Origin of the sequence: Pseudomonas sp. P1.8, from assembly GCF_001269805.1 — a bacterium.
Lineage (GTDB): Bacteria > Pseudomonadota > Gammaproteobacteria > Pseudomonadales > Pseudomonadaceae > Aquipseudomonas.
Window position 1 is genome coordinate 463,868 of sequence record NZ_LHVM01000007.1, and the last position, 24,122, is coordinate 487,989.

The 24,122-nt window shown below is 57.8% G+C and carries 29 protein-coding genes, 1 tRNA gene and 2 pseudogenes; 21 read left to right on the plus strand and 11 right to left on the minus strand.

Annotation, left to right across the window (positions count from 1 at the left end):
• The first annotated feature begins 152 nt into the window (after nt 1–152).
• From AD668_RS05920 to AD668_RS05940, 5 genes are all read left to right on the plus strand, one after another.
• The gene (locus AD668_RS05920; RefSeq protein WP_053155648.1) at nt 153–758 is read left to right on the plus strand and encodes a LemA family protein; all 606 of its coding nucleotides are present in this window, start codon (nt 153–155) and stop codon (nt 756–758) included.
• Nucleotides 759–791: 33 nt separating this feature from the next.
• Entirely contained in the window at nt 792–1,544 is a 753-nt protein-coding gene (locus AD668_RS05925; RefSeq protein WP_053155650.1) for a YgcG family protein, read from the plus strand.
• A 28-nt stretch (nt 1,545–1,572) separates the two neighbouring features.
• Nucleotides 1,573–2,190, plus strand: coding sequence for a TPM domain-containing protein (locus tag AD668_RS05930; protein ID WP_053155652.1), 618 nt, complete (start codon nt 1,573–1,575; stop codon nt 2,188–2,190).
• 130 nt (nt 2,191–2,320) lie between these two features.
• Nucleotides 2,321–2,623 carry a helix-turn-helix domain-containing protein gene (locus tag AD668_RS05935; protein WP_053155654.1) on the plus strand — a complete coding sequence of 101 codons (303 nt, stop codon included), beginning with the start codon at nt 2,321–2,323 and terminating at the stop codon, nt 2,621–2,623.
• The gene (locus AD668_RS05940; protein ID WP_053155656.1) at nt 2,610–2,966 is read left to right on the plus strand and encodes a putative holin; all 357 of its coding nucleotides are present in this window, start codon (nt 2,610–2,612) and stop codon (nt 2,964–2,966) included. The genes AD668_RS05935 and AD668_RS05940 overlap by 14 nt, the downstream gene beginning before the upstream one ends.
• A 46-nt stretch (nt 2,967–3,012) precedes the next feature.
• Here the strand turns inward: AD668_RS05940 and AD668_RS28575 are convergent, their stop codons facing one another.
• Nucleotides 3,013–3,438, minus strand: a complete 426-nt coding sequence (locus AD668_RS28575; protein ID WP_156322305.1) for a helix-turn-helix domain-containing protein — start codon at nt 3,436–3,438, stop codon at nt 3,013–3,015.
• 300 nt (nt 3,439–3,738) lie between these two features.
• On the opposite strand from AD668_RS28575, the gene AD668_RS05945 reads away from it, so the two are divergent.
• The 3 genes from AD668_RS05945 (at nt 3,739) to AD668_RS05955 (ending at nt 5,725) form a co-directional block, all read left to right on the plus strand.
• Nucleotides 3,739–4,023 (plus strand): ogr/Delta-like zinc finger family protein, encoded by a 285-nt coding sequence (locus AD668_RS05945; protein ID WP_053155658.1) that lies wholly within the window; start codon nt 3,739–3,741, stop codon nt 4,021–4,023.
• Complete coding sequence (locus AD668_RS05950) at nt 4,020–4,379, plus strand: hypothetical protein (protein ID WP_053155660.1); 360 nt, start codon at nt 4,020–4,022, stop codon at nt 4,377–4,379. Before AD668_RS05945 ends, AD668_RS05950 begins: the two co-directional genes overlap by 4 nt.
• 131 nt (nt 4,380–4,510) lie before the next feature.
• A complete protein-coding gene (locus AD668_RS05955; RefSeq protein WP_053155662.1) occupies nt 4,511–5,725 on the plus strand; it encodes an SAM-dependent methyltransferase in 1,215 nt (404 codons plus the stop codon).
• A gap of 74 nt (nt 5,726–5,799) precedes the next feature.
• On the opposite strand, the gene AD668_RS05960 is transcribed toward AD668_RS05955, so the two are convergent.
• Nucleotides 5,800–6,690 carry a DMT family transporter gene (locus tag AD668_RS05960; protein WP_053155664.1) on the minus strand — a complete coding sequence of 297 codons (891 nt, stop codon included), beginning with the start codon at nt 6,688–6,690 and terminating at the stop codon, nt 5,800–5,802.
• 199 nt (nt 6,691–6,889) lie between these two features.
• On the opposite strand from AD668_RS05960, the gene AD668_RS05965 reads away from it, so the two are divergent.
• From AD668_RS05965 to AD668_RS05975, 3 genes are all read left to right on the plus strand, one after another.
• Nucleotides 6,890–7,471, plus strand: coding sequence for a DJ-1/PfpI family protein (locus AD668_RS05965; RefSeq protein WP_053155666.1), 582 nt, complete (start codon nt 6,890–6,892; stop codon nt 7,469–7,471).
• Between the two features lie 13 nt (nt 7,472–7,484).
• A complete protein-coding gene (locus AD668_RS05970; protein WP_053155668.1) occupies nt 7,485–7,790 on the plus strand; it encodes a ribbon-helix-helix domain-containing protein in 306 nt (101 codons plus the stop codon).
• Nucleotides 7,791–7,951: 161 nt separating this feature from the next.
• On the plus strand, nt 7,952–8,296 hold the full coding sequence (locus AD668_RS05975; protein ID WP_053155669.1) for a YegP family protein: 345 nt from the start codon (nt 7,952–7,954) through the stop codon (nt 8,294–8,296).
• A gap of 85 nt (nt 8,297–8,381) precedes the next feature.
• Here AD668_RS05975 and AD668_RS05980 read toward each other — a convergent pair whose 3' ends face one another.
• Nucleotides 8,382–9,401, minus strand: coding sequence for a DUF4917 family protein (locus AD668_RS05980; RefSeq protein WP_053155671.1), 1,020 nt, complete (start codon nt 9,399–9,401; stop codon nt 8,382–8,384).
• Between the two features lie 149 nt (nt 9,402–9,550).
• Nucleotides 9,551–10,345: pseudogene (locus AD668_RS05985) on the minus strand (MFS transporter); the annotation flags it as partial.
• Between the two features lie 201 nt (nt 10,346–10,546).
• Here AD668_RS05985 and AD668_RS05990 point away from each other — a divergent pair.
• The 4 genes from AD668_RS05990 (at nt 10,547) to AD668_RS06005 (ending at nt 15,265) form a co-directional block, all read left to right on the plus strand.
• On the plus strand, nt 10,547–11,461 hold the full coding sequence (locus tag AD668_RS05990) for a LysR family transcriptional regulator (RefSeq protein WP_053155673.1): 915 nt from the start codon (nt 10,547–10,549) through the stop codon (nt 11,459–11,461).
• Nucleotides 11,462–11,647: 186 nt separating this feature from the next.
• The gene (locus tag AD668_RS05995) at nt 11,648–12,841 is read left to right on the plus strand and encodes a CaiB/BaiF CoA-transferase family protein (protein WP_053155676.1); all 1,194 of its coding nucleotides are present in this window, start codon (nt 11,648–11,650) and stop codon (nt 12,839–12,841) included.
• On the plus strand, nt 12,838–13,764 hold the full coding sequence (locus AD668_RS06000) for a hydroxymethylglutaryl-CoA lyase (protein ID WP_053155678.1): 927 nt from the start codon (nt 12,838–12,840) through the stop codon (nt 13,762–13,764). The genes AD668_RS05995 and AD668_RS06000 overlap by 4 nt, the downstream gene beginning before the upstream one ends.
• Nucleotides 13,765–13,933: 169 nt before the next feature.
• On the plus strand, nt 13,934–15,265 hold the full coding sequence (locus AD668_RS06005; RefSeq protein WP_053155680.1) for an MFS transporter: 1,332 nt from the start codon (nt 13,934–13,936) through the stop codon (nt 15,263–15,265).
• A 78-nt stretch (nt 15,266–15,343) separates the two neighbouring features.
• Here AD668_RS06005 and AD668_RS06010 read toward each other — a convergent pair whose 3' ends face one another.
• Nucleotides 15,344–15,832 (minus strand): DMT family transporter, encoded by a 489-nt coding sequence (locus AD668_RS06010; protein WP_053155682.1) that lies wholly within the window; start codon nt 15,830–15,832, stop codon nt 15,344–15,346.
• A 77-nt stretch (nt 15,833–15,909) separates the two neighbouring features.
• On the opposite strand from AD668_RS06010, the gene AD668_RS06015 reads away from it, so the two are divergent.
• The 5 genes from AD668_RS06015 to AD668_RS06030 all read left to right on the plus strand — a co-directional run bounded on the left by AD668_RS06015 (nt 15,910) and on the right by AD668_RS06030 (nt 19,843).
• On the plus strand, nt 15,910–16,818 hold the full coding sequence (locus tag AD668_RS06015) for a LysR family transcriptional regulator (protein ID WP_053155684.1): 909 nt from the start codon (nt 15,910–15,912) through the stop codon (nt 16,816–16,818).
• 88 nt (nt 16,819–16,906) lie between these two features.
• Nucleotides 16,907–17,545 (plus strand): LysE family translocator, encoded by a 639-nt coding sequence (locus AD668_RS06020; protein ID WP_053155686.1) that lies wholly within the window; start codon nt 16,907–16,909, stop codon nt 17,543–17,545.
• Between the two features lie 102 nt (nt 17,546–17,647).
• Nucleotides 17,648–18,988, plus strand: coding sequence for a GGDEF domain-containing protein (locus AD668_RS06025; RefSeq protein ID WP_053155688.1), 1,341 nt, complete (start codon nt 17,648–17,650; stop codon nt 18,986–18,988).
• A 117-nt stretch (nt 18,989–19,105) separates the two neighbouring features.
• Nucleotides 19,106–19,267: a KGG domain-containing protein gene (locus tag AD668_RS28580; RefSeq protein WP_082344429.1), complete on the plus strand. Its 162-nt coding sequence runs from the start codon at nt 19,106–19,108 to the stop codon at nt 19,265–19,267.
• 72 nt (nt 19,268–19,339) lie between these two features.
• Nucleotides 19,340–19,843, plus strand: coding sequence for a DUF4142 domain-containing protein (locus AD668_RS06030; RefSeq protein WP_053155690.1), 504 nt, complete (start codon nt 19,340–19,342; stop codon nt 19,841–19,843).
• A gap of 42 nt (nt 19,844–19,885) precedes the next feature.
• Here the strand turns inward: AD668_RS06030 and AD668_RS06035 are convergent, their stop codons facing one another.
• Nucleotides 19,886–20,296, minus strand: a complete 411-nt coding sequence (locus AD668_RS06035) for a low affinity iron permease family protein (protein WP_053155692.1) — start codon at nt 20,294–20,296, stop codon at nt 19,886–19,888.
• 181 nt (nt 20,297–20,477) lie between these two features.
• Between AD668_RS06035 and tam the strand changes: the two genes are divergently transcribed.
• Entirely contained in the window at nt 20,478–21,248 is a 771-nt protein-coding gene (gene tam / locus AD668_RS06040) for a trans-aconitate 2-methyltransferase (protein ID WP_053155694.1), read from the plus strand.
• Between the two features lie 61 nt (nt 21,249–21,309).
• On the opposite strand, the gene AD668_RS06045 is transcribed toward tam, so the two are convergent.
• The 5 genes and pseudogenes from AD668_RS06045 to AD668_RS06060 all read right to left on the minus strand — a co-directional run bounded on the left by AD668_RS06045 (nt 21,310) and on the right by AD668_RS06060 (nt 23,850).
• Nucleotides 21,310–21,558 (minus strand): hypothetical protein, encoded by a 249-nt coding sequence (locus AD668_RS06045; RefSeq protein WP_053155696.1) that lies wholly within the window; start codon nt 21,556–21,558, stop codon nt 21,310–21,312.
• A 246-nt stretch (nt 21,559–21,804) separates the two neighbouring features.
• The gene (locus AD668_RS06050; protein WP_053155698.1) at nt 21,805–22,212 is read right to left on the minus strand and encodes a type II toxin-antitoxin system HicB family antitoxin; all 408 of its coding nucleotides are present in this window, start codon (nt 22,210–22,212) and stop codon (nt 21,805–21,807) included.
• A gap of 38 nt (nt 22,213–22,250) precedes the next feature.
• A pseudogene (locus tag AD668_RS28585) lies at nt 22,251–22,427 on the minus strand (type II toxin-antitoxin system HicA family toxin); the annotation flags it as partial.
• A gap of 288 nt (nt 22,428–22,715) precedes the next feature.
• Nucleotides 22,716–22,789: transfer RNA gene (locus AD668_RS06055), tRNA-Gly, on the minus strand.
• A 176-nt stretch (nt 22,790–22,965) separates the two neighbouring features.
• A complete protein-coding gene (locus AD668_RS06060; RefSeq protein ID WP_053155700.1) occupies nt 22,966–23,850 on the minus strand; it encodes an alpha/beta fold hydrolase in 885 nt (294 codons plus the stop codon).
• Nucleotides 23,851–24,122 lie beyond the last annotated feature (272 nt).

Here is a 24,122-nt window from a genome sequence, read left to right on the forward strand (position 1 = left end):
CAACCGAAGTCCGCACGCGTTTTCGCGCAGGGCCTCTTTTTAGCCCATCGGCCCGTGGCAATCCAGAGGCGCGGGCGATTATGCCCCAAGAGCCGGCTGAGAAGGTTTCACGGTCGGGTTTTTCATGAAATGTATAAGGGAGCTTGATCCTGATGAATGTCAGTCCAATCTATCGTTCGCGCCTGCAGGTCGCCACGCTGCTCATGCTGGCCACACTGCTGAGCGCCTGCGGCATCAACAATATCCCGACCCTGGACGAACAGGCCAAAGCCGCGTGGGGCCAGGTGCAGAACCAGTACCAGCGCCGCGCCGACCTGATCCCCAATCTGGTGGAAACCGTGAAGGGCTATGCGGCTCACGAGAAGGAGACCCTGACTGCCGTCATCGAAGCGCGGGCCAAAGCCACGTCGATCCAGGTGGACGCCTCGACCCTGGACAACCCGGAAAAGCTCAAACAGTACCAGCAGGCCCAGGACCAGCTCAGTGGCGCCTTGAGTCGGTTGATGGTGGTGTCAGAGCGTTATCCGGACCTCAAGGCCAACCAGAATTTCCTTGCCCTGCAATCGCAGCTTGAGGGCACCGAAAACCGCATCAGCGTGGCCCGGCGCGACTTCATCCTCGCGGTGCAGAAGTACAACACCGAGATCCGTACCTTCCCCGGTCGCCTGTGGCATACGGTGATGTACAGCAGCCTGCCGGTTCGCGAGACCTTCGAAGCCACACCGGGCTCGGAAAAGCCCCCAGAGGTCAAGTTCTGAAAACGGGATGAACATCACGACAAGAGGTTGCCAATGCGTGTGTTGAAAGTGGGCTTGATGCTGGTGTTGGGGATGCTGGCCGTTACCGCTCGTGCCGAGCTGGTTTTTCCGGCGTTGACCGGGCGGGTGGTGGACAACGCCCAAATGATCGAACCGTCGGTGCGACAGCAACTGACCCAGCAACTTCAGGCCCACGAAACTGCCACTGGCGAGCAACTGGTGGTGGTCACGTTGCCGGATTTGCAGGGCACCGACATTGCCGATTTCGGTTATCAACTTGGCCGCCACTGGGGCATTGGCCAGAAGGACAAGAACAATGGTGCCTTGCTGATTGTCGCCCGGGACGAGCGAAAACTGCGTATCGAAGTCGGCTATGGTCTGGAGGATCGCCTCACCGATGCCCAGAGTTCGGTGATCATCAATCAGGTCATCACGCCGTCATTCAAGGCTGGAAACTTCAGCAAAGGCATCAGTGATGGTGTTGCGGCCATGCTGGTGGTACTGGGCGGCAATCCATTGGACGAGCCGTCGACCGTCTATGAGTCTCGAGGTGACCCGGGGGACGATTTCGTCTCGCGCCATCCCGGGGTCTTCGTGTTTTTGCTGCTGTTGTTCATCCTGACAGTCTTTGTTGGGCAAATGCTCGGTATCCTCCCTTCCGGCCGTGGCGGTTCCGGAAGGTCCGGCGGCGGTTTTGGCGGAGGGGGTTTTGGCGGTGGCGGTGGCGGGGGCTTCAGCGGCGGTGGGGGCAGTTTCGGCGGTGGCGGTTCTTCCGGCGGCTGGTGAAAATAATTCCGATCAGGCATTTCACGACATGGCATTACTGACTGAACACGAACAACGCAAGGTCGCCGAGGCGATTGCCCGGGTCGAGCGCGACACCGATGCGGAACTGGTGACCGTGCTCGCGGCCCGTGCCGACGACTATGCCTACATTGCGCTGCTATGGGCCAGCCTGGTGGCGCTGCTGGTGCCAGGCATCGTGCATTACCTTACCGGCTGGCTGACCCTGCACAGCCTGCTGCTGATGCAATGGATCACCTTTATCGTGTTGTGCCTGGTGTTTCGCCTGCCGAAAGTGACCACCCACCTGGTCCCGCGTTCGGTGCGTCATTGGCGTGCCTCAAACCTGGCCCGCCGACAGTTTCTGGAGCAGAACCTGCACCACACCGAAGGCAGTACCGGCATGCTGATTTTTGTCTCAGAGGCCGAACGCTATGTGGAAATTCTGGTGGATGAGGGGATTTCCAATCGTCTCGACAACAAGAATTGGGACGAAATCGTTGCCAGTTTTACCCGGCAGGTGAAGCAGGGCCAGACCCTTCAAGGGTTTGTCAGCTGCATCGAGGCTTGTGGCGAGCTGCTCAAAGTGCATGTTCCGGTGACTCATTTGCGCAATGAGTTGCCGAACCGATTGGTGGTGCTCGCTTAAATCTTTTCATGTCGTCCTGTAGCGCTCGCCGCTACAAATCCCGTCAATTGTCCGGGATTATTCTACTCGTCAGTATTTCTCTCTATTAGCGGACGCCCAGCGAAGGGCGCTTCGACGTAGAGGGATTCTTATGTCAACCCAACAATCGATCGACTCTCTGGCACGGTTAGGTCCTGGCACAAAGAAAAGCGCACCGTCGGTGAAGTTGACGGTGAAAGAAACACAAATCCTGATGTGGTGTTACAGGGGAAAGACGACCTGGGAAATCGCCCGGATCGAGAATTGCGCGGAGTCGACCGTCAATTTCCACTTCGCCAACATTCGAAGAAAATTCGACGTCAACTCTCGCAGCACTGCGTTACTCAAGGCGATCGAGTCAGGAGCGTTCAAGGTCGATTCTGTCGCCCGGCGAGGTTCCCATGAGCCTGACTGATTCGATATACCACAGCATCAGCGCACTTATGTTGGCGTTGGGAATTGCAACATTGCCTGTTCTTGACGGAGAGGTTCTGTTCGGTGCAGCGCTCGGCGCGTGGCTGGTCACGACTACTCGCAGCAACCTCAAAACCTGGCAGCGTATAGGCTCATGGTTGCTTTCTGCCGGTGTCGGTTACCTTTTCACGCCTGTCGCACATCCGTTGGCGCCTTTTCTGACTGCCGGCGTAACGGCCTTTCTTTGCGCACTGATCGTTATTCCCGTCAGTATCAAGCTCATGCAGTGGGTCGATGGCGCCGGTATCGGCGACATCATTCGGCACCTCAGGGGGCGACGATGAAAGGGCCAGGAAATTTGCCTTGAAACAATGAAGAGCGGATTTTTCTTCAAGTTTCGCTCGAAGGTTTAAGTGTCGCCAGAATCGTGGCCATTTCGCAAAGCTTGATTTCCATGTCTCGTAGCCGTTGCTTTTCCTCCAGTGTGTTTTGGATGGCGCAACGTCCTTCTTCGTCGAGCAACCGCCATAACGCGAGAATAGTGTTTTCCCGTTCAGTGCTTGGCGGAGGGCTTGCCGAAGTATCGGTCATGGCTTGTCTCAAAATCGGACCCTCACCCAGCAGCAACCAGTCGAGGGAGATGCCACGCGCTTGAGCAAGATCTACGCATAATGAGTATGGTGTGCTGTCGCGACCTTTCCAGCTACTTAAGGTTTGTGGGCTGATCTGAAGGGCAGAAGACAATGAGGCGTCGGTTTTTGTGCCGGTTACCTGTTTAAGTCTGGCCAGAACAGCTTGTGATTTTTTGCTACGCAATTTGAGCCTCTTCCTTTTGACTTATGCTTTTTGAGTGCCTAATTTATGCGTAATGAGTACTTATTTTCTTGCAAGTAATCAATCATCAACTATGAGACAGCAAAATACGATGTCGAAACTTCCCAATGGTATCAGGGTGATTTCCTACGAGCATGGTTCAAGCCCATTACGCGTCTGCCCGATGCACTTCCTTATGTCTGGCAGACATTGTTCGCAAGATCGAAACGCTGCGATGAGCGTTTTAAACAGTATTACGGTTGATCACGTTGATTGCCACCAAGTGACTATCGGGAATAGAGCATGAGTACTTATAAAATGGTGTGTCCGCACTGCTTGAACAGGATGCGCATTCGCACCAGCGAGGGTCGCCATATTTTTCTGCGCGTGGCGTATCTGCAATGCACGTCGGAGGCCTGCGGCTGGTCCGTTCGTGCCGAATTTGAGATGACCCACGAGCTTTCGCCCAGCGGCATGCCCAATCCAGCCGTACGCCTGCCTTGCGCAGGACCCGATTTGCGCCATGCCGCGCGTCCTGTCGTTGTGAATCCTGTCACGACCGATGCACCGCAGGTGGCGAAAGCATGAAGGAGGATGAAAAGGCCGATCTGAATGAGGAGTTGCTGGCGATTGCCCAAGCGTATCTGGTGCGCCATGAAACCGAAGGGGGAGTCGATGATCAAGTCTTGTTCTGTCGCGCGGTCAAACATTTGCAGAGCGTGGATGTGCCGATGCATGTGGCGGAAAAACTGGTCAGTCATGCTTACGGCGTACTCAAATCCAGCAACGACCGTCGACGTCTGGACATCGCTGCAAGCTCTGAAACGGTCGCCATGGTGACTGACCCGGTCAATGGCCTGACCTGGGCGGTGCCGGTAGGACTGATTGTCAAACACATCATCAATTCGCCGAGTAACCGCAAGCTTCGCCTGGTGGAGCGCTGACGTTTCAAAGGCGGTATCGAGGTCCTGGCGTCATGACCGGGACCAGCAACAAAAATAACTCCGTGCCCAAAGTCCTCCTCGCCCTTAAAATAACGGCATTCTCCGATTTGCATCGCCCGAGGCCGTTTTCCATGTCTGTCACCGCTACTCCCGCCAGCCTCGCGCCGGATCATCACGCCCAGTTCATCGATCTGTTGCAAACCAGCCTCGATCAAAACGCCTTTATCAAGCTGGTGCTGGCCAAGTACGCAGGCACCGAGGCAGACCTGCAGCGGCTCATCATCAAGCCGGTCACGGTCAAGGCGCAGCCGTGCCTGTCCTTCGTCTACCGGTACAAGACCCGCGACATCACCAAAAATCTACCCGTGGCCGAAGGCGTCGCGAGCATTGCCGAACTGCTGCCCGCGGCATTCAAAAATGCGCATTTGTTATCGTTGACAGACGAAGCCCAGCTCGAATACAGCAAAAAGGGCAAGTCTTCGCTGTTCAAGAGCAAACCCCAGCAATTGCGTGAAGCACCGTCTGCCGAACATAACCGCGAGAAAAACCGGTTTCTCGATCTGAATCGGCCGTTTCTCGCTGACCTCGGCGTCACCAACAGCAAGCATGAACTGATCCCGGCGATGTCGCGCAAGTGGAAGCAGATCAACAAATTCATCGAAGTCTTCAGCCATGCCCTGACCTCGTCGCCATTAGCGCTGGACAAACCGGTGCGGGTGGCGGACTTCGGTTCAGGCAAGGGCTATCTGACGTTCGCCATCCACGATTACCTGCGCAATACCTTGAAGGCCGAAGGTGAAGTGACCGGCGTCGAGTTGCGAGAAGACATGGTCACCCTGTGCAACACCGCGGCGGCAAAGCTCGAGCATCCGGGGCTGATCTTCAAGTGCGGTGATGTGCGCAGCGTGGCGCCGAGTGAGCTGGATGTGATGATCGCCCTGCATGCCTGCGACATCGCCACCGATTATGCGATCCACACCGGTATACGTTCCGGCGCCTCGATCATCATGTGCTCGCCGTGCTGCCACAAACAGATTCGCCTGCAAATCCAGAGCCCGGCGTTGCTCAAGCCGATGTTGCAATACGGATTGCACCTGGGCCAGCAGGCAGAAATGGTCACCGACAGCTTGCGTGCCTTGTTCCTGGAGGCTTGCGGTTACGAGACCAAGGTGTTCGAGTTCATCTCCCTGGACCACACCAACAAGAACAAGATGATTCTGGCGGTCAAACGCGCCGAGCCGGTAGATCCGGGCCAGCTGTTGGCGAAAATCCAGGAACTGAAGGACTTCTACCACATCACTGAACACTGCCTGGAAACCCTGCTGCGTGCTGATGGTTACCTCTGATCCTGTAGGAGTCCGGCTTGCCGGCGATAGCGATCTCGAGGACGCCTTCGCCGGCAAGCCGGGCTCCTACGGGGTTAAGCGGTGGCAGCTTGCGCCGGGTGCACTGCGGTCTTGCGCCCCAGCACTACCGTCACGATCACACCCGCCGCAAACACCCAAGTGATCGGTTCAACGTGTTCACCGAAGAACAGTGCTGAAAAGGCGATGGTGAAGAAGATCTGCAACAACTGGATCTGACTGACCCGGGCAATGCCGCCCATGGCGAGCCCGGCATACCAGGCGAAGAACCCGATGAACTGCGAAAACAGAGAAACGTAACCGAAAGCCCACCAGGTCTTTGACGAGATTTCACCCTGATGCTGCAGCGCCAGGTACATCACCGGCCCGATCAGCAAGGGCGTCGACAATACCAGCGCCCAGCAGATGACCTGCCAGCCGCCCATCTCCCTGGCCAATCGACCACCTTCGGCGTAGCCAAGGCCGCCCACCGCAATGGCTCCGAGCATCAACAAATCCCCGGCTTGAATACTGCCTGCGCCGCTGATCAGCGCATAACCGAGCACCAGCGCACTGCCTAGTGCTGCACAAGCCCAGAAGGCTTTCGACGGTCGCTCATGGGACAACCACGCGGCATAGAGCGCTACGCACAGAGGCTGCAGGCCGTTGACCAGTGCCCCATGAGACGCCGGCAAGGTTTGCATGGCCCAGGCTGACAGCACCGGGAAGCCCAGGATCACCCCTGCAATCACCAGGCTCAGGCCTTTGACCTGTTTCCAGGTCGGCCACTTTTCCCGTCGCCACAGCAACAGCAAAGCCGCCGGAATCGCTGCGAACAACGCCCGCCCCAAGCCATTGAGCAGCGGATGAAGTTCCTGCACGACGATCCGTGTGAAGGGCAGGGTAAGGCTGAAAATCACAACGCCGAGCAGGCCCAGGGCCATGCCGGTGTTTTCGCGCGAAGACATGTTGGCAACCAGAATCGTGGAGGGTGGTGGATGTTTTTATCTAGCCATAAAACCGGGGCTTTGGCGCTTACAGATGGCCGCAGAAATATCCGTACAGTTTGAGATCGGCATCGCTTCAGGTAGTAGCCGGTTGTTACCCGACCCGCTGGATAAGGACTACCTTGAATACTCCTACGCATTTTCCAGAGGAGTCCTCCCCATGGCGGCGAAAAAAATTCTGATGCTGGTCGGCGATTACGTCGAAGACTACGAAGTGATGGTGCCTTTCCAGGCGCTGCTCATGGTCGGCCACACGGTGCACGCCGTTTGTCCGGACAAGGCTGCCGGTCAAACCGTTCGTACGGCGATCCATGACTTCGAAGGCGATCAGACCTACAGCGAAAAACCCGGTCACCTGTTCGCCCTGAACTTTGATTTTGCCAAGGTCAAGTCTGCTGACTATGACGCGTTGTTGATTCCGGGTGGTCGTGCTCCGGAGTACCTGCGCCTGAATGAAAAAGTTTTGGAGCTGGTCCGGGATTTCGATAAGGCGGGTAAACCGATTGCCGCGGTATGTCATGGCGCGCAATTACTGGCGGCAGCGGGAATTCTTGAGGGCCGTGAATGCAGCGCCTACCCCGCCTGCGCCCCGGAAGTTCGCCTGGCCGGCGGTACATTCATCGACATCCCGGTGACGGACGGCCATGTTCAAGGCAATCTGGCCACTGCACCGGCCTGGCCTGCGCACCCGAACTGGCTTGCCGGTTTCCTCGGGTTACTGGGGACCCAAATCACGCTGTAACGAGGGATTTGCCATGTGCGAGCTGTACGTCAAAGCCGACCCGATTCTCTACGAGTCGCGCTCGCGCTCGCTGCGCATCTGCGGGGTGGTCACGACCCTGAGACTGGAGAATCAGTTCTGGGACATCCTCAGCGAAATTGCCGAGGTCGACAGCATGACCACCAATCAGTTGATCGCCAAGTTGTACGAAGAGGTGATGGACTATAGAGGAGAGGTGGTCAATTTCGCTTCGTTTCTGCGGGTGAGTTGTACGCGGTATTTGAGTCAGCGACGCACGCAGGCGCCAGAGTTATCGGTGGTGCGGGCGGTGGTGAAGTAACTGCTACCGCATGGACTACCGCGAGCAGGCTCGCTCCCGCAGGGATTACGCTGAACCTGTGAGAGCGAGCCTGCTCGCGAAGGGCCTGGACAGGCGACAGAAGCCTGGTGCTGGTCTTTACTCTGAAGCGCGCATCCTCTCAATTGTCCAGGAGAAACAGCATGTCCGGATGGTACGAAGTCAGCAAAAGCAGTAGTGGTCAGTTCAGGTTTGTGCTGAAGGCAGCGAACGCCGAAACCATTCTGACCAGCGAGCTGTACACCACCCGCGCCGCCGCCGACAAAGGCATTGCATCGGTCCAGGCCAACAGCCCGCTGGATGAACGCTACGAGAAAAAAACCACCAAGGATGGCCATCCTTACTTCAATCTCAAAGCCGGTAACCACGAAATTATCGGCAGTAGCGAGGCCTATTCATCACCCGTGGCCATGGACAAAGGCATCGCCAGCGTGAAGGCCAATGGGCCAACGACCGTGATCAAGGACAAGACCTTGCCCGTGCTTTGAACGTCCCCTTCAAACCCGACTCGCCCCCACATTGAAATGCATTCCACTGTGGGGGCGAGCCTGCTCGCGAAGGCGTCATCCGCCGCTAAAGCTCGACAGGAACCGTGAGCTTCGGGCTGCCCAAACCATGCGTCTTCGAATCAAAAAACCGCAACTCAACCCCCGTCCCTTCGAACACCTTCGCGTAATGCCGCTTCTGATGCTGGATGAACGCCTTGCTGCGCGGATAAATCGAGATCGCCACCACCTGCGGTTTCGCAAGGCGCAAGGCATGGATGATGTGGCTGTCCTGCTCGCCCAGGGCATGGCCGAAAATACACAGCGCCTGGTCATGGCCGAGTAACTGCTCGTAGCAGAACGACAGATAGTCCGAACTGCGAATGGTCTTGAGCTTTTCCGCACTCGGCCCTTCGTTGACGAACAATGGCACATCGTCGAGGGTCTTGATCGTGTTGTTGATGGCGAAACTGCCCAGCAACGTGCCTTCGGTCGACATCAATTTTCGCGCGGTTCCGTCCTGATTGCGCACCAGGTGCAAACCACCGTGCAGGTACAGCAAACGGGTTTTGTCGGTGGCCGTGGCGCTGAGGTCAAAACCGGGCTCGGCGCCCTGAAACAGATCAGTAATCGCGCCGGGTTGATGCTGCAATGCCCAATAGTTGAGCAAGTCGTAATTGGTGGTGAACACAGTGCGGTAGCTGGCCATTTCCTGATTGATCGTTGCCAGTGTCGAAGGCACTACCAACCGCCATGGGATGTGCACCGCATGCACCGTGTTGATCAGCGCTTCCTTGATCGCGTAATAACGATTGCGCGGTGCGGCAGAACTGACGGCCAAGGCCTTGTTGACCCGACTGGTGATTTTCAGCGCGCTCAGCACTTGCTCGAAACTGCGCGTCTGCATCGCATCGAACACACTCAGTTCCGAAGGGCTCAGGGGTTTTTCTTCAACGGTGCGAGCGTTCTCGAACAACGACTCGTACCCAAAGTCATCCCACACCGCCCGGCTGGCACCGTTACCCACCAGCAAACCGCTGAACGAAACGGTGCTGCGCAAGGCGTTCCAGTCTTCAAGTTGGGCATCGACATCCTGGAAATCGGTCATTGCGATCAAAGTCTCACGGCAAAAGGGGGCTGATGGGCGGCGACTTTATCACGAGCCGATGCCGAGCCCGATCAATGCGCGCTTTGACCCCTCGAAGCGAGTACACAAAACATCGCACCCAAAGCGAGGAAGGTGCATAACAGTGACAGAACCACGAAAGCGTTGACGCCCAAGGCGCCCAGGAAATACGCCGCACTGATGGGCCAGCCCAGTCACCCGTAATCCACTGCCGACCACTTGAAGAGGCCCTGCAGAATCAACGGTGCTGCCGTGTTGAATGCGATGATCACGCCATACCCCAAACCTCCGGCGAGTGTCGGCAACAGGAAGGCTCGATCACGCAGTATTCGCCAGTAATTTGGCCAGGCGAATAACTGTGAATTTTCTTCGGTCGGCTTCGCAAATCTGATTCGCATCACAGTCGCGAGCATCAACAGGGTCACACCACCCAAGAGGTAAAAAATCCAAGGCCAACCCAGGCCAGACTGGATGATTGAGCCCAGGTACTGGCCTACACCCAATGCCACCACAAAGGAAATCGAAATCCAGGAAAGCGCTTTGGCCAGCAAAGCGCCACTGAAACTGTCGCGGATCAGTACCCGGGCCATCACCGAAATCCCGCTTGCGCCGACGCCTTGAAGCAGGCGAAGGATCAAAAAAGATTCCAGCGTCGAAGACAGAGGCAAGACAAGATTCGCTGAACCATAAATTCCCAATGCTGCCAGTAACACCGGTTTGCGCCCTATGCGCTGGGACAGACTGCCCCAGAACAGCATCGGCATCGCCATTCCGATCAGATACACCGCTAACCCCCAGGATGCCTGCGAGGCGTCGGCTTTGACATATCGAGCAATCTCCGGCAGTGCTGTCAGGTAAATGCTCATGCCTAGCTGGGCGAGAAACACCGTGCTGCAGGTGACGAGGAGGGTGGTGGTGTTTTTCATGGACCTGGCGTCTTTTCTAAACAAGTACTTTGATCGCTGCGTGGCCGGTTATGAATAGTCCCGATCCTGTAGTGGTGTATGGCGTGGTTAAGAGCCGCGTAGGACAATTCGCGATGAGCGTTGGAGGTGTTGGGTTTGCATTTCGCGACATAAAGCGAGATATCCTGCCAATTCAACCGATCTCTATTTAACGAGTCCCAGATGCTGCAAAAAAGCCTGATCCGTCGTCTCGACCTGATCACTCTGCAACTCTTCGTCGCCGTGCATGAAGAGGGTACGCTGACCCGTGCGGCGACCCGTGAAGCCATTGCGGTGTCGGCGGCGAGCAAGCGTCTGATGGAGCTTGAAGAGGCGCTGGGCATCAGCCTGTTTGTGCGTCAGGCCAAGGGCATGACGTTGACGCCGGCCGGCGAAACCCTGCTGCACCATGCGCGGCAGATGCTGTTCAACGTCGAGAAGATGGGCCTTGAAATGGGCGAGCACAGCCACGGTGTGCGCGGTTACGTGCGGATGCTCGCCAATCTGTCGGCGATCATTCAGTTTTTGCCCGAAGACCTGCGCGATTTTTCCGAGCGTCATCCGCAGGTCAAGACTGACCTTGAAGAGCGGCCAAGCGCCGGGGTAATCCAGGGGGTGCTGGATGGCGTGGCGGATCTCGGGATCTGTTCCATCGACAGTGACGTCAAGGGGTTGCACAGCGTGTTGTATCGTCAGGACAAACTGGTGGTGTTGATGCCGTCGCATCATCCGTTGGCGAGCCGTTCGAGCCTGGCTTTTGCCGACACCCTGGACAGCGATTACGTCGGTCTGCACGCCGCCAGTTCGATCAACATGCGCACCCATGCGGCGGCGCGTGAATCCGGCAAGGTGTTGCGCCTGCGCATTCACGTGCCGGGGTTTGATGCGATGTGCCGGATGGTTCAGGCCAACATGGGCATCGGCATTTTGCCGCACAAGGCTTACGAGCTGTTTGGTCGGGCGTTGGGATTGCATGCGGTGCCGTTGACGGATCAATGGTCGGATCGGGCGTTGATTCTGGTGGTGCGCGATGAGGCGTTGCTGTCGCCGGTGAGCCGGATGTTGTTTGAGCATTTAAAAAGTACCTCTCCCCCGTAGGAGCTGCCGCAGGCTGCGATTCTTTGATCTCGATCTTCCAATGATCAAAAAGATCGCAGCCTGCGGCAGCTCCTGCGGGAGCGTTCGCGTTTCGCGAACGCTTGTTGCCAACTGAAGGTTGGATTCCTCAGGGCTCGGTCCTCTAGCCTTGGCATCAATTCCAAGAACAACCAGAGGTACCCCGCGATGACTGCCCCCTTGAGTGCAATCAAAGTGATCGAGATCGGCACGCTGATCGCCGCGCCATTCGCTGCCCGCATGCTCGCCGAGTTCGGCGCCGAGGTGATCAAGATCGAAGCCATGGGCCAGGGTGATCCCTTGCGCAAATGGCGCAAGCTGCACGAAGGCACTTCGTTGTGGTGGTACCTGCAATCACGTAACAAGAAATCGTTGGCGCTGAATCTCAAATCCCCCGAAGGCATCGAACTGGTCAAACAACTGGCAACCAGCGCCGATGTACTGATCGAAAACCTGCGTCCCGGCGCGCTGGAGAAACTCGGCCTTGGCTGGGACGTGCTGCATGCCCTCAATCCCGATCTGACCCTGGTGCGGATTTCCGGTTACGGCCAGACAGGCCCGTACCGCGACCGTCCGGGTTTCGGCGCGATCGGCGAGGCCATGGGCGGGATTCGCTACACCACCGGCACCCCCGGTTCGCCACCGGCAAGAGTGGGTGTCAGCCTTGGCGATTCCCTGGCGTCGCTGCACGCGGTGATCGGCGCGCTGATGTCGCTGCTGCGGGTCAAGACCGGGCAGGGCGGTGGGCAGATCGTTGATGTGTCGCTGGCCGAAAGCGTGTTTAACGTCATGGAAAGCCTGGTGCCCGAATACGACATGCTTGGCCATGTGCGTGAACGCAGTGGCGGTGCTTTACCGGGAATCGCACCTTCCAATACTTACCTCACTGCCGATGGCGCCTACGTGGTCATCGCCGGTAACAGCGATCCGATCTACAAGCGTCTGATGCAAACCATTGGCCGCTCCGATCTGGCCGAGGCGCCGGAATTCGCCCATAACGACGGGCGTGCAGCCAAGAGCGGTTTGCTCGATGCTGCCATCACTCGCTGGACGAGTAGCCTGCCCATCGACGACGTGCTGGCCGCGCTGGAAGCCGCCGAAGTGCCCGCCGGGCGCATCTACTCCGTGGCCGATATCGTCGCCGATCCGCACTATCAAGCACGAGACATGCTGCTCAACGCCGAGCTGCCCGGAGGTGCCATGGTGAAGATGCCGGGCATCGTGCCGAAACTCTCCGAAACCCCCGGTGGCGTGAATTGGTCCGGGCCTGGCCTGGGTCAGCACACCGACAGTGTCCTTGTGCAATTGGGTCTGACAGTGGCCGACATCGAACGTCTGAAAACAGAAGGAGTGGTGCAATGATCACCGATTATTCCGAGCGCCTGATCGTTCAGGAAGTGTCTGCGCGTGACGGCCTGCAGATCGAACCGACCTGGGTTGAAACCGTGGATAAGATCGCCTTGATCGATCAACTGTCGCAAGCCGGTTTCAGTCGTATCGAAGCGGGTTCGTTTGTCTCGCCCAAGGCTATTCCCGCATTGCGCGATGGTGAGTCGGTGTTCAAGGGCATCGCCCGCAAACCGGGAGTGATCTATGTTGCATTGATCCCCAACCTTAAAGGTGCGCAACGGGCACTGGCCTGTAGCGCCGATGAGTTGAACCTTGTGATGTCCGCCAGCCAGACCCACAACCTGGCGAACATGCGCATGCGTTGTGAAGATTCGTTGGCCGCGTTCGGTGAGATTGTGCAGTTCGTTGGCGACAGTCCGGTGCGACTCAACGGCAGCATCGCCACCACCTTCGGTTGCCCTTTCGAGGGCAAGATCGACGAGGACCGTGTGCTGCAAATCGTCGAGGTCTACCAGGAACTCGGCATCCAGGGCATCACGCTGGCCGACACCACGGGGATGGCCAATCCGCGTCAGGTCGATCGCCTCGTGCGTCGGGTGTTGCAGCGGGTTTCGCCTGCGGACCTGACCCTGCATTTTCACAACACTCGAGGCCTTGGCCTGTGCAACGTGTTGGCCGCTTACGAGGCCGGCGCTCGACGTTTCGATGCGGCACTTGGCGGGCTTGGCGGTTGCCCGTTCGCACCGGGAGCCTCGGGCAATATCTGCACCGAAGACCTGGTCAATCTATGCGATGAAATCGGTATTCAAACCGGTATCGATTTGCCGTTATTGCTCAAGCTATCCCGAGGATTGCCAGCGCTGCTGGGGCACGAGGTTCCCGGTCAACTGGCCAAGGCCGGACGCAACTGCGATCTGCATCCGATCCCTACCTGACATCAACCCCTTGTAGGAGCTGGCTTGCCAGCGATGAGGTCATCCCGTTCAACATTAATGTCGACGGGTACACCGCTTCGCCAGCAAGCCGGCTCCTACAGAAACACGCACCTCAACCAGACAACAAAAACAATGGGACCCCCATGGGAAGTCCGCCTGGAGAACCACAATGAGCCTGAATGCACTGGAGGCGAGCGCGAGCCCGTCCGTTAGCCACGACGAAGAAAAAGCCCTGGTCAGCAAAGTCGCCTGGCGATTGATGCCCTTGATCATGGTCTGTTACCTGTTCGCGTTTTTCGACCGAATCAACATCAGCTTCGCCAAGTTTCAGCTACAAACCGACCTGAGCCTGAGCGACACCGCTTACGGCCTCGGTGCCGGGTTGTTCGTGGTCGGTTACGTGATTTTCGAAGTGCCAAGCAACATGATGCTGTACAAGGTCGGCGCCCGTCGCTGGATCGCCCGGATCATGATGTCCTGGGGCCTGGCCACGGCACTGATGGTCTTCGTCAACAGCGAATGGCAGTTCTATGCCCTGCGCTTCGTGATTGGCGCGATGGAAGCGGGTTTTGCGCCGGGCGTGCTGTATTACCTGACGCTCTGGTTTCCGCAACACTACCGCGGTCGCATCACGTCGATGCTGTTTCTGTCGTCGGCGTTTGCCGGTCTGGTGGGGGCGCCGTTCTCCGGTCTGGTGCTGCAACACCTCGACGGTGTGCTGCAAATGCGTGGCTGGCATTGGCTGTTCCTGCTCGGCGGTGTGCCGTGCATCGGCCTCGGTTTGCTGGTGCTGACCTTGCTCAAGGACCGCATCGAAGACGCCCATTGGTTGACGCCGTCGGAGAAGACGCTGCTGGCCAGCCGTATCGCTCATCCCGAACCGCACAAGAGTGGCGGCTCACTGCTTGCGGCGCTGCGGATTCCGGGGTTTCTGACACTGGGGCTGATCTACTTTCTGATTCAGGTTGCGTCCTATGGACTGAATTTCTGGGCCCCGCAATTGATCCGCAGTGCAGGTACCGAGAGCCCGGTGATGATTGGTCTGCTGACGGCCATTCCGTACATCTGTGGCGCCATCAGCATGGTGGTTATCGGACGGTTGTCCGACGCGACGGGTGAGCGGCGCAAATTCGTTGCAGGTCTGGTGGCCGTGGGTGCGATTGGCTTCTTCTGCGCCGGGATCTTTGCCGATCACACGACCTTTCTGATCGTCGCCCTGGGCTTGCTAGGTGCCGGCATTATCGCCTCCATCCCGAGCTTCTGGACCTTGCCGCCAAAACTGCTGGCCGGTGCTGGCGCAGGTGCCGCGGGCGGGATCGCGGTGATCAACACGTTGGGCCAGTTCGGCGGTATCGTCAGCCCGGTCATGGTCGGACGGATCAAGGACCTGACCGGCAGCACTACGCCGGCGCTGTATGTGATTGGTGTGTGTGCGCTGATCGCCGTGGCGCTGCTGATGTGGGGGTTGCCGCAGAAGCTGCGCACCCTCGACAAGTTTTAAAAAATCGCAGCCTTCGGCAGCTCCTACAGGGACCACGCATCCCCGTAGGAGCTGCTGGAGGCTGCGATCTTTTGATCTTCAAGAAGTCGCTACCACTGCTTTCCCCACCGCATCACCAAACTGAATCAACACCACCCCCACAATCAACAACACCGCTCCAAACACCTTGGGTAATGTCACGTGCCGTTCCACCAATCCAAACCAGCCAAAGTGGTCGAGTAACATCGACGCCACCACTTGCCCCGCGAGTGCCAATGCCATGAACCCCGAAGCCCCGAGCCTGGGCAGCAGCACCAGCGCCAATGAAATAAAACACGCCCCGAACGCGCCACCGGCCCATATCCACAACGGCGCCTTGCTGATAAATGCCAGTGACGGCAACGGCAAACGCAACGCCAACATGATCGGCAACAGCACCAGAATGCTCACCACGAGTGAAGCGAGGGTAGCCCACAACGGATGACCCAATCCGCGGCCAAGGTTGACATTGATCGCACTCTGAAACGGCACCACCGCCCCGGCGAATGCGGCCAGCAGTAAAAGGCCAGCCCAGTGCAACGTACTCATGTTCATCCTCCAACAGGTTTTGCTGGACTCTAGAGTATTCGTCGCGCAGATTTAAATTCCGTTTTGCTATTCAGAACATGCATGAAATGAATGATCTGCGCTGCATCGACCTCAACTTGCTGGTGATCCTGGACGCCTTGCTCAGCGAGCAACACGTCACCCGCGCCGCCGAGCGCTTGCATTTGAGTCAACCGGCAGTCAGCCATGCCTTGGCGCGTTTGCGCGATCTGCTGGGTGATCCGTTGCTGGTCCGCGCGGGCGCGACTCTGGTGCCTACTGCGCGCGCATTGGAGTTGGTCGCGCCACTTTCGCAAGCGTTGGCCCAGGTGCAATCCTTGCTGGCACCGAATGCCTTCGATCCGGCCACCGCCAAGCGCACCTTTCGCTTGGCCATGTCCGATTACGGCGCGGCCATTGTTCTGCCGGGATTGATCCGCACCTTGCGCCGCGAAGCGCCAGGCATCGACCTGCAAATCAGCCACGCCAGCCGCGAAGGCATGCTCGAAGGCGTGGTCAACGGTGAAATCGATATCGCCGCCGCGGTATTTCCAGAGTTACCGAACGAGTTACGCAGCACACCGCTGTTCGAAGAGCACTACGCCTGCCTGGTCGACCACAACAGCCTGTCCGACAGCGGCATCCTCGATTTGCCCACCTATTTGCGTCGTCCCCATGTCCTGTTGGAAATGCGTGGCAGCGGCACGCCGGAAATCGAACGCGCCCTGACCAGTCTGCGCGAACGCCGTCGAGTGGCAGTCAGCCTGCCGCACTGGCGTGTCGCCCCGGAGCTCATCAGCGGCACCGACCTGATCCTGACTGTCGCCTCCCGTGCCCTGCGTGATATCGATGAGTCGACGTTGGTCGTCGTGCCGCCGCCGTTTCAGATACCGTCGTTCACGTTTGTCCTGGTGTGGCACACGCGGCGGGGTGGAGATCAGGCGTTGAACTGGTTGAAACAGCAGATCGTGCAAGGGATTGAACCTTGATGTGTTTCTTCGGCAATCTGGCAGTCCAGAGCCAAAGACCTGGGATAGACTGGCGAGCATTCAACACCGCGTATAAAAAGGAGCCCCGATGACCCCCTCGCTACTCATGGCTGTGCTCGCCTCGGGTTTTATTTACGGCATAACCCCGGGGCCCGGTGTATTGGCAGTTTTCGGCATTGGCGCAGCGCATGGACGTCGGGCCGGTGCAGGGTTTCTTTGCGGGCATTTGCTGGGCGATGTGGTCTGGTGCAGCACTGCGCTGGTGGCTATTGTCGGTGCACGGGAAGTCGGCAGCACCGCGTTCGATGTGCTCGGCGTACTCAGCGGGCTCTATCTGTTCTGGCTGGGTTGGCGCGCTGTACGGGCGCAGCGCAGTGGCAGCGAAGCACCGCAGGGCCCGGCGCGTCAGCCGTTCTGGCACGGCATCCTGTTCGGTCTGACCAACCCGAAGGCTTATCCGGTGGCGGTGGCCACGTTCACCGCGTTATTGTCGAGTCGCGCCGAGTTGCTGACCTGGTCGATGTTGCCGTGGCTGATCGTCCTCAGTTTCCTGGGCGGTCTTATCGCCTACGCTATCCTCATCGGCATCGTCGGTGCCCAGCGGGTACGTACCTTGTACCAACGCCATGAACTGGCAATCACCCGACTGTGCGGGGTAATGTTCATCGGTTTCGCCATCAATGCACTGGCACATGCGTTGCCAGGGTTGGTGGCGAACAAGGCTTGACACTGATCGCAGGGAGGCGACAGTCATACCGTCAGCGCAGGGGCGCCTGAGCGGTCAGGGACGGATTTGATTGCTACATTGTCCGGAAGCGCTCTCGGTACCATGGCAACCAGAAACTCTGCGCCGCTGGCGAGCTACATCGATCTGTTGCTGGACGCCGTTTGCGCGGTGGATAAACAGGGCCGCTTCGTCTTTGTCAGCGCGGCCTGCGAACGCATTTTCGGCTACTGCCCCGACGAGTTGATTGGCCAGTCCATGATCGATCTGGTGCACCCGGCCGACCGCCAACGTACTCTCGATGCTGCGCGGGAAATCATGGGCGGCGAGCCAAAGCTCAATTTCGAGAATCGCTATATGCGCAAGGACGGTCGGGTGGTGCACATCCTCTGGTCGGCGCGTTGGTCGGAAGTCGACCAGTTGCGTATCGCCGTGGCGCGCGACATCACCGAACGCAAACAGGCCGAATCCCGGCAAGCGGCACTGTATGCCATTTCCGAAGCGGCCCATGCGGCTGAAGACCTGCTGGCGCTGTTCAAACGCATCCACATGATCATTGGCGAATGGCTGCCGGCGCTGAATTTTTCCGTGGCGCTGTATGACGAGCACTGCGCGCAGCTGAATTTCCCCTATCACGTCGATGACCAGGAGCCACAACCCGGGCAGCCGGGAACGCTGACCGGGCGCTTGTGTGCTGAAGTCATTCGCTCGGGCCAGCCGATTCTGTTGACGCCAGACCAGATTGCACCTGGTTTTGAAGCGCTCATGAGCGCTCATGACGCGCCCTGCTGGCTGGGCGTTCCGCTGAACTCGCAAAAGGGCACCATCGGTGCGCTGATCGTCAAAAGCATACCGGGCGGGGAGCGTTACACCGAGCAAGACATGGAACTACTGCAATATGTCTGTGCCCAGGTCGCCACCGCGATCGAGCGCAAACAATTGCATACACGTCTGCAGCATATGGCCCAGTACGACCAACTGACGCAACTGCCCAATCGTGAGCTGCTGCGCGACCGCCTCAAGGCGTCATTGGAGATCGCCCAGGAAACGAATGGGCGCCTGGCATTGTTGTATGTCGATCTCGACCGCTTCAAACAGGTCAACGATACCCACGGCCACGCGGTCGGCGACATGCTGCTGCAAGCGGTGGCCAACCGCCTCAAGGGCTGCGTGCGGGAAACCGACACCGTGGCGCGCATTGGCGGCGATGAATTCGTGGTGTTGCTGCACAGCATCCACGCTCCGGAAGATACGGACATCGTGGTCGGAAAAATCCGTCAGGTGCTGGTTCAACCCCTACGGCTGGACGGTCATAGCCTGTGCATCCAGCCCAGTATCGGGGTCGCTCAATATCCGGATCACGGCACTGAAGAGAAGCAGCTGTTCCGGCACGCTGACGAGGCCATGTACACCGCCAAGCGTGAGCAGCACCTGCGGCTCGTCTGAAAACATCGTCACCGTTCGTCGTGACGATTTCAGCTTTTCTAAACCTTTTGGATGGCAAAAATTCAGATTCTATGCGGGCTACAGCTCGCCGCGATCAATACCAAGAGGAAGAGAATCATGCCTAACTCAAGAAACTCGAACTCGGGAAACTTCGCCAACGATCGAACGAAGGCGTCTGAAGCCGGTCGCAAAGGTGGGAAAACGACCACCACGACTGTCGACAAAGAAAAACCCGACATGGGCCGCAAAGGCGGACAAGGCGGGCAAAAGTCTCGCTAGTGGATGAAGGTTGTTTTGATTGAGAAGCGGGGGCGAAAGCTCCCGTTTGAATTTGAAGAGGAGGGCGCGACCATGAACCGGATGGCCACCCGATTGCGTAATGTCAGTTTTGTCACGTTGTTGGGCCTGTACGCCAGCAGTGCGTGCGCCCAGTCGCCCGCCGAGTTCATCAACGATGCGTCGGCCCAAGGTATGGCGGACATCGAAGCCAGCCGCCTGGCGCACCAGAAGTCCGAATCCAAAGAGGTCAAGGACTACACCATTGTCGTGATCAACGACCGCACCACCGCCAATCAGCACCTGGCAAAAATCGCCAAACAACTGGACCTGCCGGTGGCACCGCGAGAAGAGGTCGTCGAAAAAGCCAAGGCGTTGATGCCAGAAGTCCTGGAGGGCGCCAGTTTCGATGAGGCTTATGCTGCCAGTCAGGTGAAAACCACCGAGCAAGCTATCGAACAGCTGGAGCAGACGGCGCAGACCACCGACGTGCCGCAGATCAAGGCGTTTGCCGAAGAGACCCTGCCCAAGCTGCAAAACCATCTGCAAATGGCCCGGACACTGCAAGCCAGTCGCTAAGGCTTGAGTTGCGCAGGTGACGACGGTCACCTGCGCTTTTTATCAGCAGTCTTTCAACCCGGACTTACCTTTTTCTTCGACAACGGTACCGTCCAGCGAAATGGTCTGGCCTTCGCCGAGGGTCCGATATTGCTTTCTCAGCGCTTCCAACTCCTTGAGGTCCAGCGCTTCAAGCCCAAGCATTGCGTTCTGCGCTTCCTTGGTCACCCGCAGCAATTCATCGACCTTCAAATGCAGAATGTCCGTGTCGCGGTTCTGCGTGTTCTGGATCAGGAACACCATCAGAAAGGTGATGATGGTGGTCGAGGTATTAATGATCAGCTGCCACGTATCGTTGAAATGAAAAATCGGCCCGCTCAATCCCCACAAAAAAATCAGGACAATCGCCCCCAGAAACGTTTTAGGGCTACCGGTCCATAGGGCGAGTTTCTGTGCGACTTTTGCGAATTTCATGGCCGTTTTCCTTATTGGGGATGAACCTGAAATTCAGACATCGGGGGGGAGATGAAAATTCGGCAGTGATTGACGCGTAACTGAAAAAGCGGAGTTCTGAACCACTGGCAGTGACCATCGCGCTATCGTAGTGAACCGGTTGTCGGTCCACGTTCCGACAACGCACTGACAGGAGAACGCAATGACCTGGTCCGCCAAACAATACGTCGCTTTTGAAGATGAACGCACCCGTCCGGCCCGTGACCTGCTGGCGGCGATCCCCGCTGCTGATGTGCGCTCGGCCGTCGATATCGGTTGTGGCCCCGGTAACTCGACGCAGTTGCTGGTGGAACGTTTCACCGGCGCGACGGTGCGCGGGCTGGACAGTTCGAGCGACATGATCGAGGCGGCCCGCAAGCGTCTGCCGCAGGTGAAGTTCGATCTCGCCGACATCGATACCTGGAGCGAATCAGGTCCGTTCGACGTGATTTTTGCCAACGCAGTGTTGCAGTGGGTGCCCGATCACGCCACGTTGTTGCCTTCACTGGTGAGCAAGCTCGCGCCCGGGGGCAGTCTGGCGATCCAGATGCCCGACAACCTCCAACAACCTTCGCACCGGTTGATGCGCGAGGTTGCGGCTGACGGCCCATGGGCCAGCAAATTGGCAAAAGTCGCCGGGCAACGAACCGAAATGGCCGACGCCGGTATTTATTACTCGATGCTCAAAGCCTGCTGCGCGCGCGTCGATGTGTGGCGCACCACCTACCATCATCCACTCGCGGACGGTGCAGCCGGCGTGGTTGAGTGGTTCAAGGGCAGTGGGTTGCGCCCGTTTCTCGAACCGCTGGATGAGGCGCAAAGGGTGCAGTATCTCAAGCAGTATCAAACGGCGATTGAGCAGGCTTATCCGGCATTAACCGATGGTTCGGTGCTGTTGCCGTTTCCTCGGTTGTTCATCGTCGCGACTCGCTGAGGCGAAAAGGTACCCCGACATTGTGTGGCGAAGAAACAAGGTTCCTCGCCACAAGGTCGCGTCAGGATGGCTCTGCATCCATGCGCCGAGCGATCACATCCAGCTCATCGCAGCCATCGCGCAACGGTTTGCAGCACAACAATGCGAAGTCGCTGAGGATCACCGAGTCAGTGCTGATTTCACCGCGCATCGCGAGATTTTCGAGCACCTGTGTCACGGCGCCGATTCTATAACCGGCTGTGCTGAGGAGGGAGTGCAGTGGCTGGGTGGTGTTGACGTAGAGGGCTCGGAGGTTCCTGTGCTTTGCCATCGAGTCGCCAAACCCGATACGCCATTGGGGCGCGCTCGGACTATAGGGCTCATGACAAAGGCACAGCAATGCGCAAGTCTACGGACAATTCCCTGTGTCGTGTAGGACATTGCTTTTTCGAAGAGACTTGGTACGCGCCTTCAAAAATGGGGCCCTTGATATCGGTCCAGGTGGACGTTCCACAAATGCCCACCCCAAAAAAAACCGGCCACTCGGGCCGGTTCATTCATCGCTCAAGCAAGGTCTTCAACTCTGCTGCAACACTTTCAATGCCGCCGAGGCCAAAAAACCCGAACGGCTTTTTTCTTCCGGATGGTGCAACACGTACTCATCAATACGGTTGAGCAGGTAACCCGGCAATGTGATGTTCAGCTTCTGGGCCTTGCCCAGATATTTGGTGACGTCGATGTCGACCAGCGCCCACGCACACCCGGCGTATTTTGGGTTGGCTGCATGCAAGGTCACTTTATTGGCTGGTGGAATGGGCGAACCGTCTTCGGCCAGAATTTCGAAATGGCCTTCAATGGCTTCCCGCGCCATGGCCATCGCGTCATCCAGATCTTCCCCGGCGGAAAAGCAGCCCGCAATGTCGGGGACTTCAACGCCCCAGGCGTGCTTGTCATCGCCCATTGAAATCGCAATCGGGTAAAGCATGTTGTTTGTCCTCCGCGGACCTGGCGCATCGGCTCCTGGAGCAGCGCCTGTTGCAAAATACTGATGGCCGTTTTCTTCAGCAGATCTTTCTTTGGATGAGGGACAGTCACCAGCCCCGGTTTGGTCGGGTGCTTGAAGTGGTGATGGCGGCCTCTGATTCGTACCAGATACCCGCCGTCCGCAACGAGTTGGCTTATCAAAAATCGGCTGTTCACATCACCTCCTTGTGGTGTGCTTGTGGTTGCTATACCTACTGTTTTTCTGTAATCAACACTATAACCACCGAAGCTTCCTGATTCGGCGGTTAAGGGATTGGTATCAAGCCTAGGGGGCCGTTGTGGGCTGGGCCTTGGACAAGCCTGAAATGATCGGCCTGGTGTATTGCGGGGTTTTGCTGAAGCGTGGGGCCCGAATTTCAAGCACAAAAAAACCGGCCACAAGGACCGGTTTTTTTGTGTCTACATCCCCGTCAAAACCCTCTTGACGTGAGACTAAAATTCGATTGGAGCGGGTGAAGGGAATCGAACCCTCGTTATCAGCTTGGGAAGCTGGAGTAATGCCATTATACGACACCCGCTCAGAGCGGTGACTTTGTACCAGATGTGCGCGGGGAAATGAAGTTTTTCTTTGCGCCAGACGGGTTTAGCGCAGATGAAGCCAGGCAAAGACCGGTAGCGGTCGTTCGCGGGCAAGCCTCGGCTACAGGAATGGAATCAACACTGTAGCGCGGAGCTTGCTCGCGATGACGCTGTTTCAGATGGACAATGCATGGTGGTCCTGGACGTAGTGGTAACGCGGTCGGCTTTCATTCTGCGCCGGTTTCAGGAACCCCATCAGTGCGTTGCGGCTGTCCCGGCAGGCGGCTTTGTGCTCCATGTCGAGAAAGTGCCCGGTGGCCTGGAGGGTGCTGAAGGTGCTGTGTTGCACGTGGCCGGCGAACAGTCGGGCGTCATCTGCGGCGGTGTATTCGTCCCATTCACCGTTGAGGAACAGCACCGGCACGTCGATCTTCTTCGCCGCGTTCAAGTAGCACTGGCGATCGCTGTGCAGCACGTCGTTGATGTGGAAGTGCATCTGCCCGTACTCGTGCTCGGCGAGGGAGCTGACGTGGCGGTAGTTGAAGCGTTTGAACAACGACGGCAAGTGTTTACCGATGGTGTCGTTCACCAGGTGCCCGACCCGGTCCCCATCGCGGCTGCCGAGGTAGTCGACGCCGCGCTCGAGGTAATCGAGCATGTGCGCGTTGATCACCGGAGAGAACGAGCTGATCACGGCTTTTTCGATACGCCGTGGCCTTTGCGACAGCGCCATCATGGTTGCCGCGCCACCCCAGGAAAACGACAGCACGTGTTCGGCGGCGAAGTGGTCGATCAGCTCCAGGAGGATCTGCCCTTCGATTTCCTTGGTGAGCATTTTTTCATGCAGGTTGTGGGCTTTTGACCTGCCCGCGTAGGGCTGGTCGTAGCAGACCACGTTGAACTGCGGATAGAGGTTTTTCACGGTTTGTGCAAACGACGCAGTCGTGGCCATCGAGCCGTTGACCAGGATGATGGTCTTCTCTGCGGCGTCTGCGCGATAGAACTCCGTGTAAACCCGGTACTGACCCTGTATATCCAGCACAGCGATTTCTGGCCTCATGTCATAAGACTCCTGGCAAGCGTGTATGCGCGCAAATGAGATTGCACGAGCTTTGTGACAGGTAGGCATACGCCTGGAATTTGAGAGGCCCATGTCGATCCACTGCAGTCCGGTCGACGGGTATTGTTATTGGCGGGCAGTCTGCCGGATGAGGCCGGAACCCAAGGGTTCCTACCGGCAAAAAGTTTCTTAGAAGTATGGGGTGACTCGTCGGTCACATTTCGGCCGACGTCCTGATTCAAGCAGGGGTCACATCAATGTGCAAGTGCCGT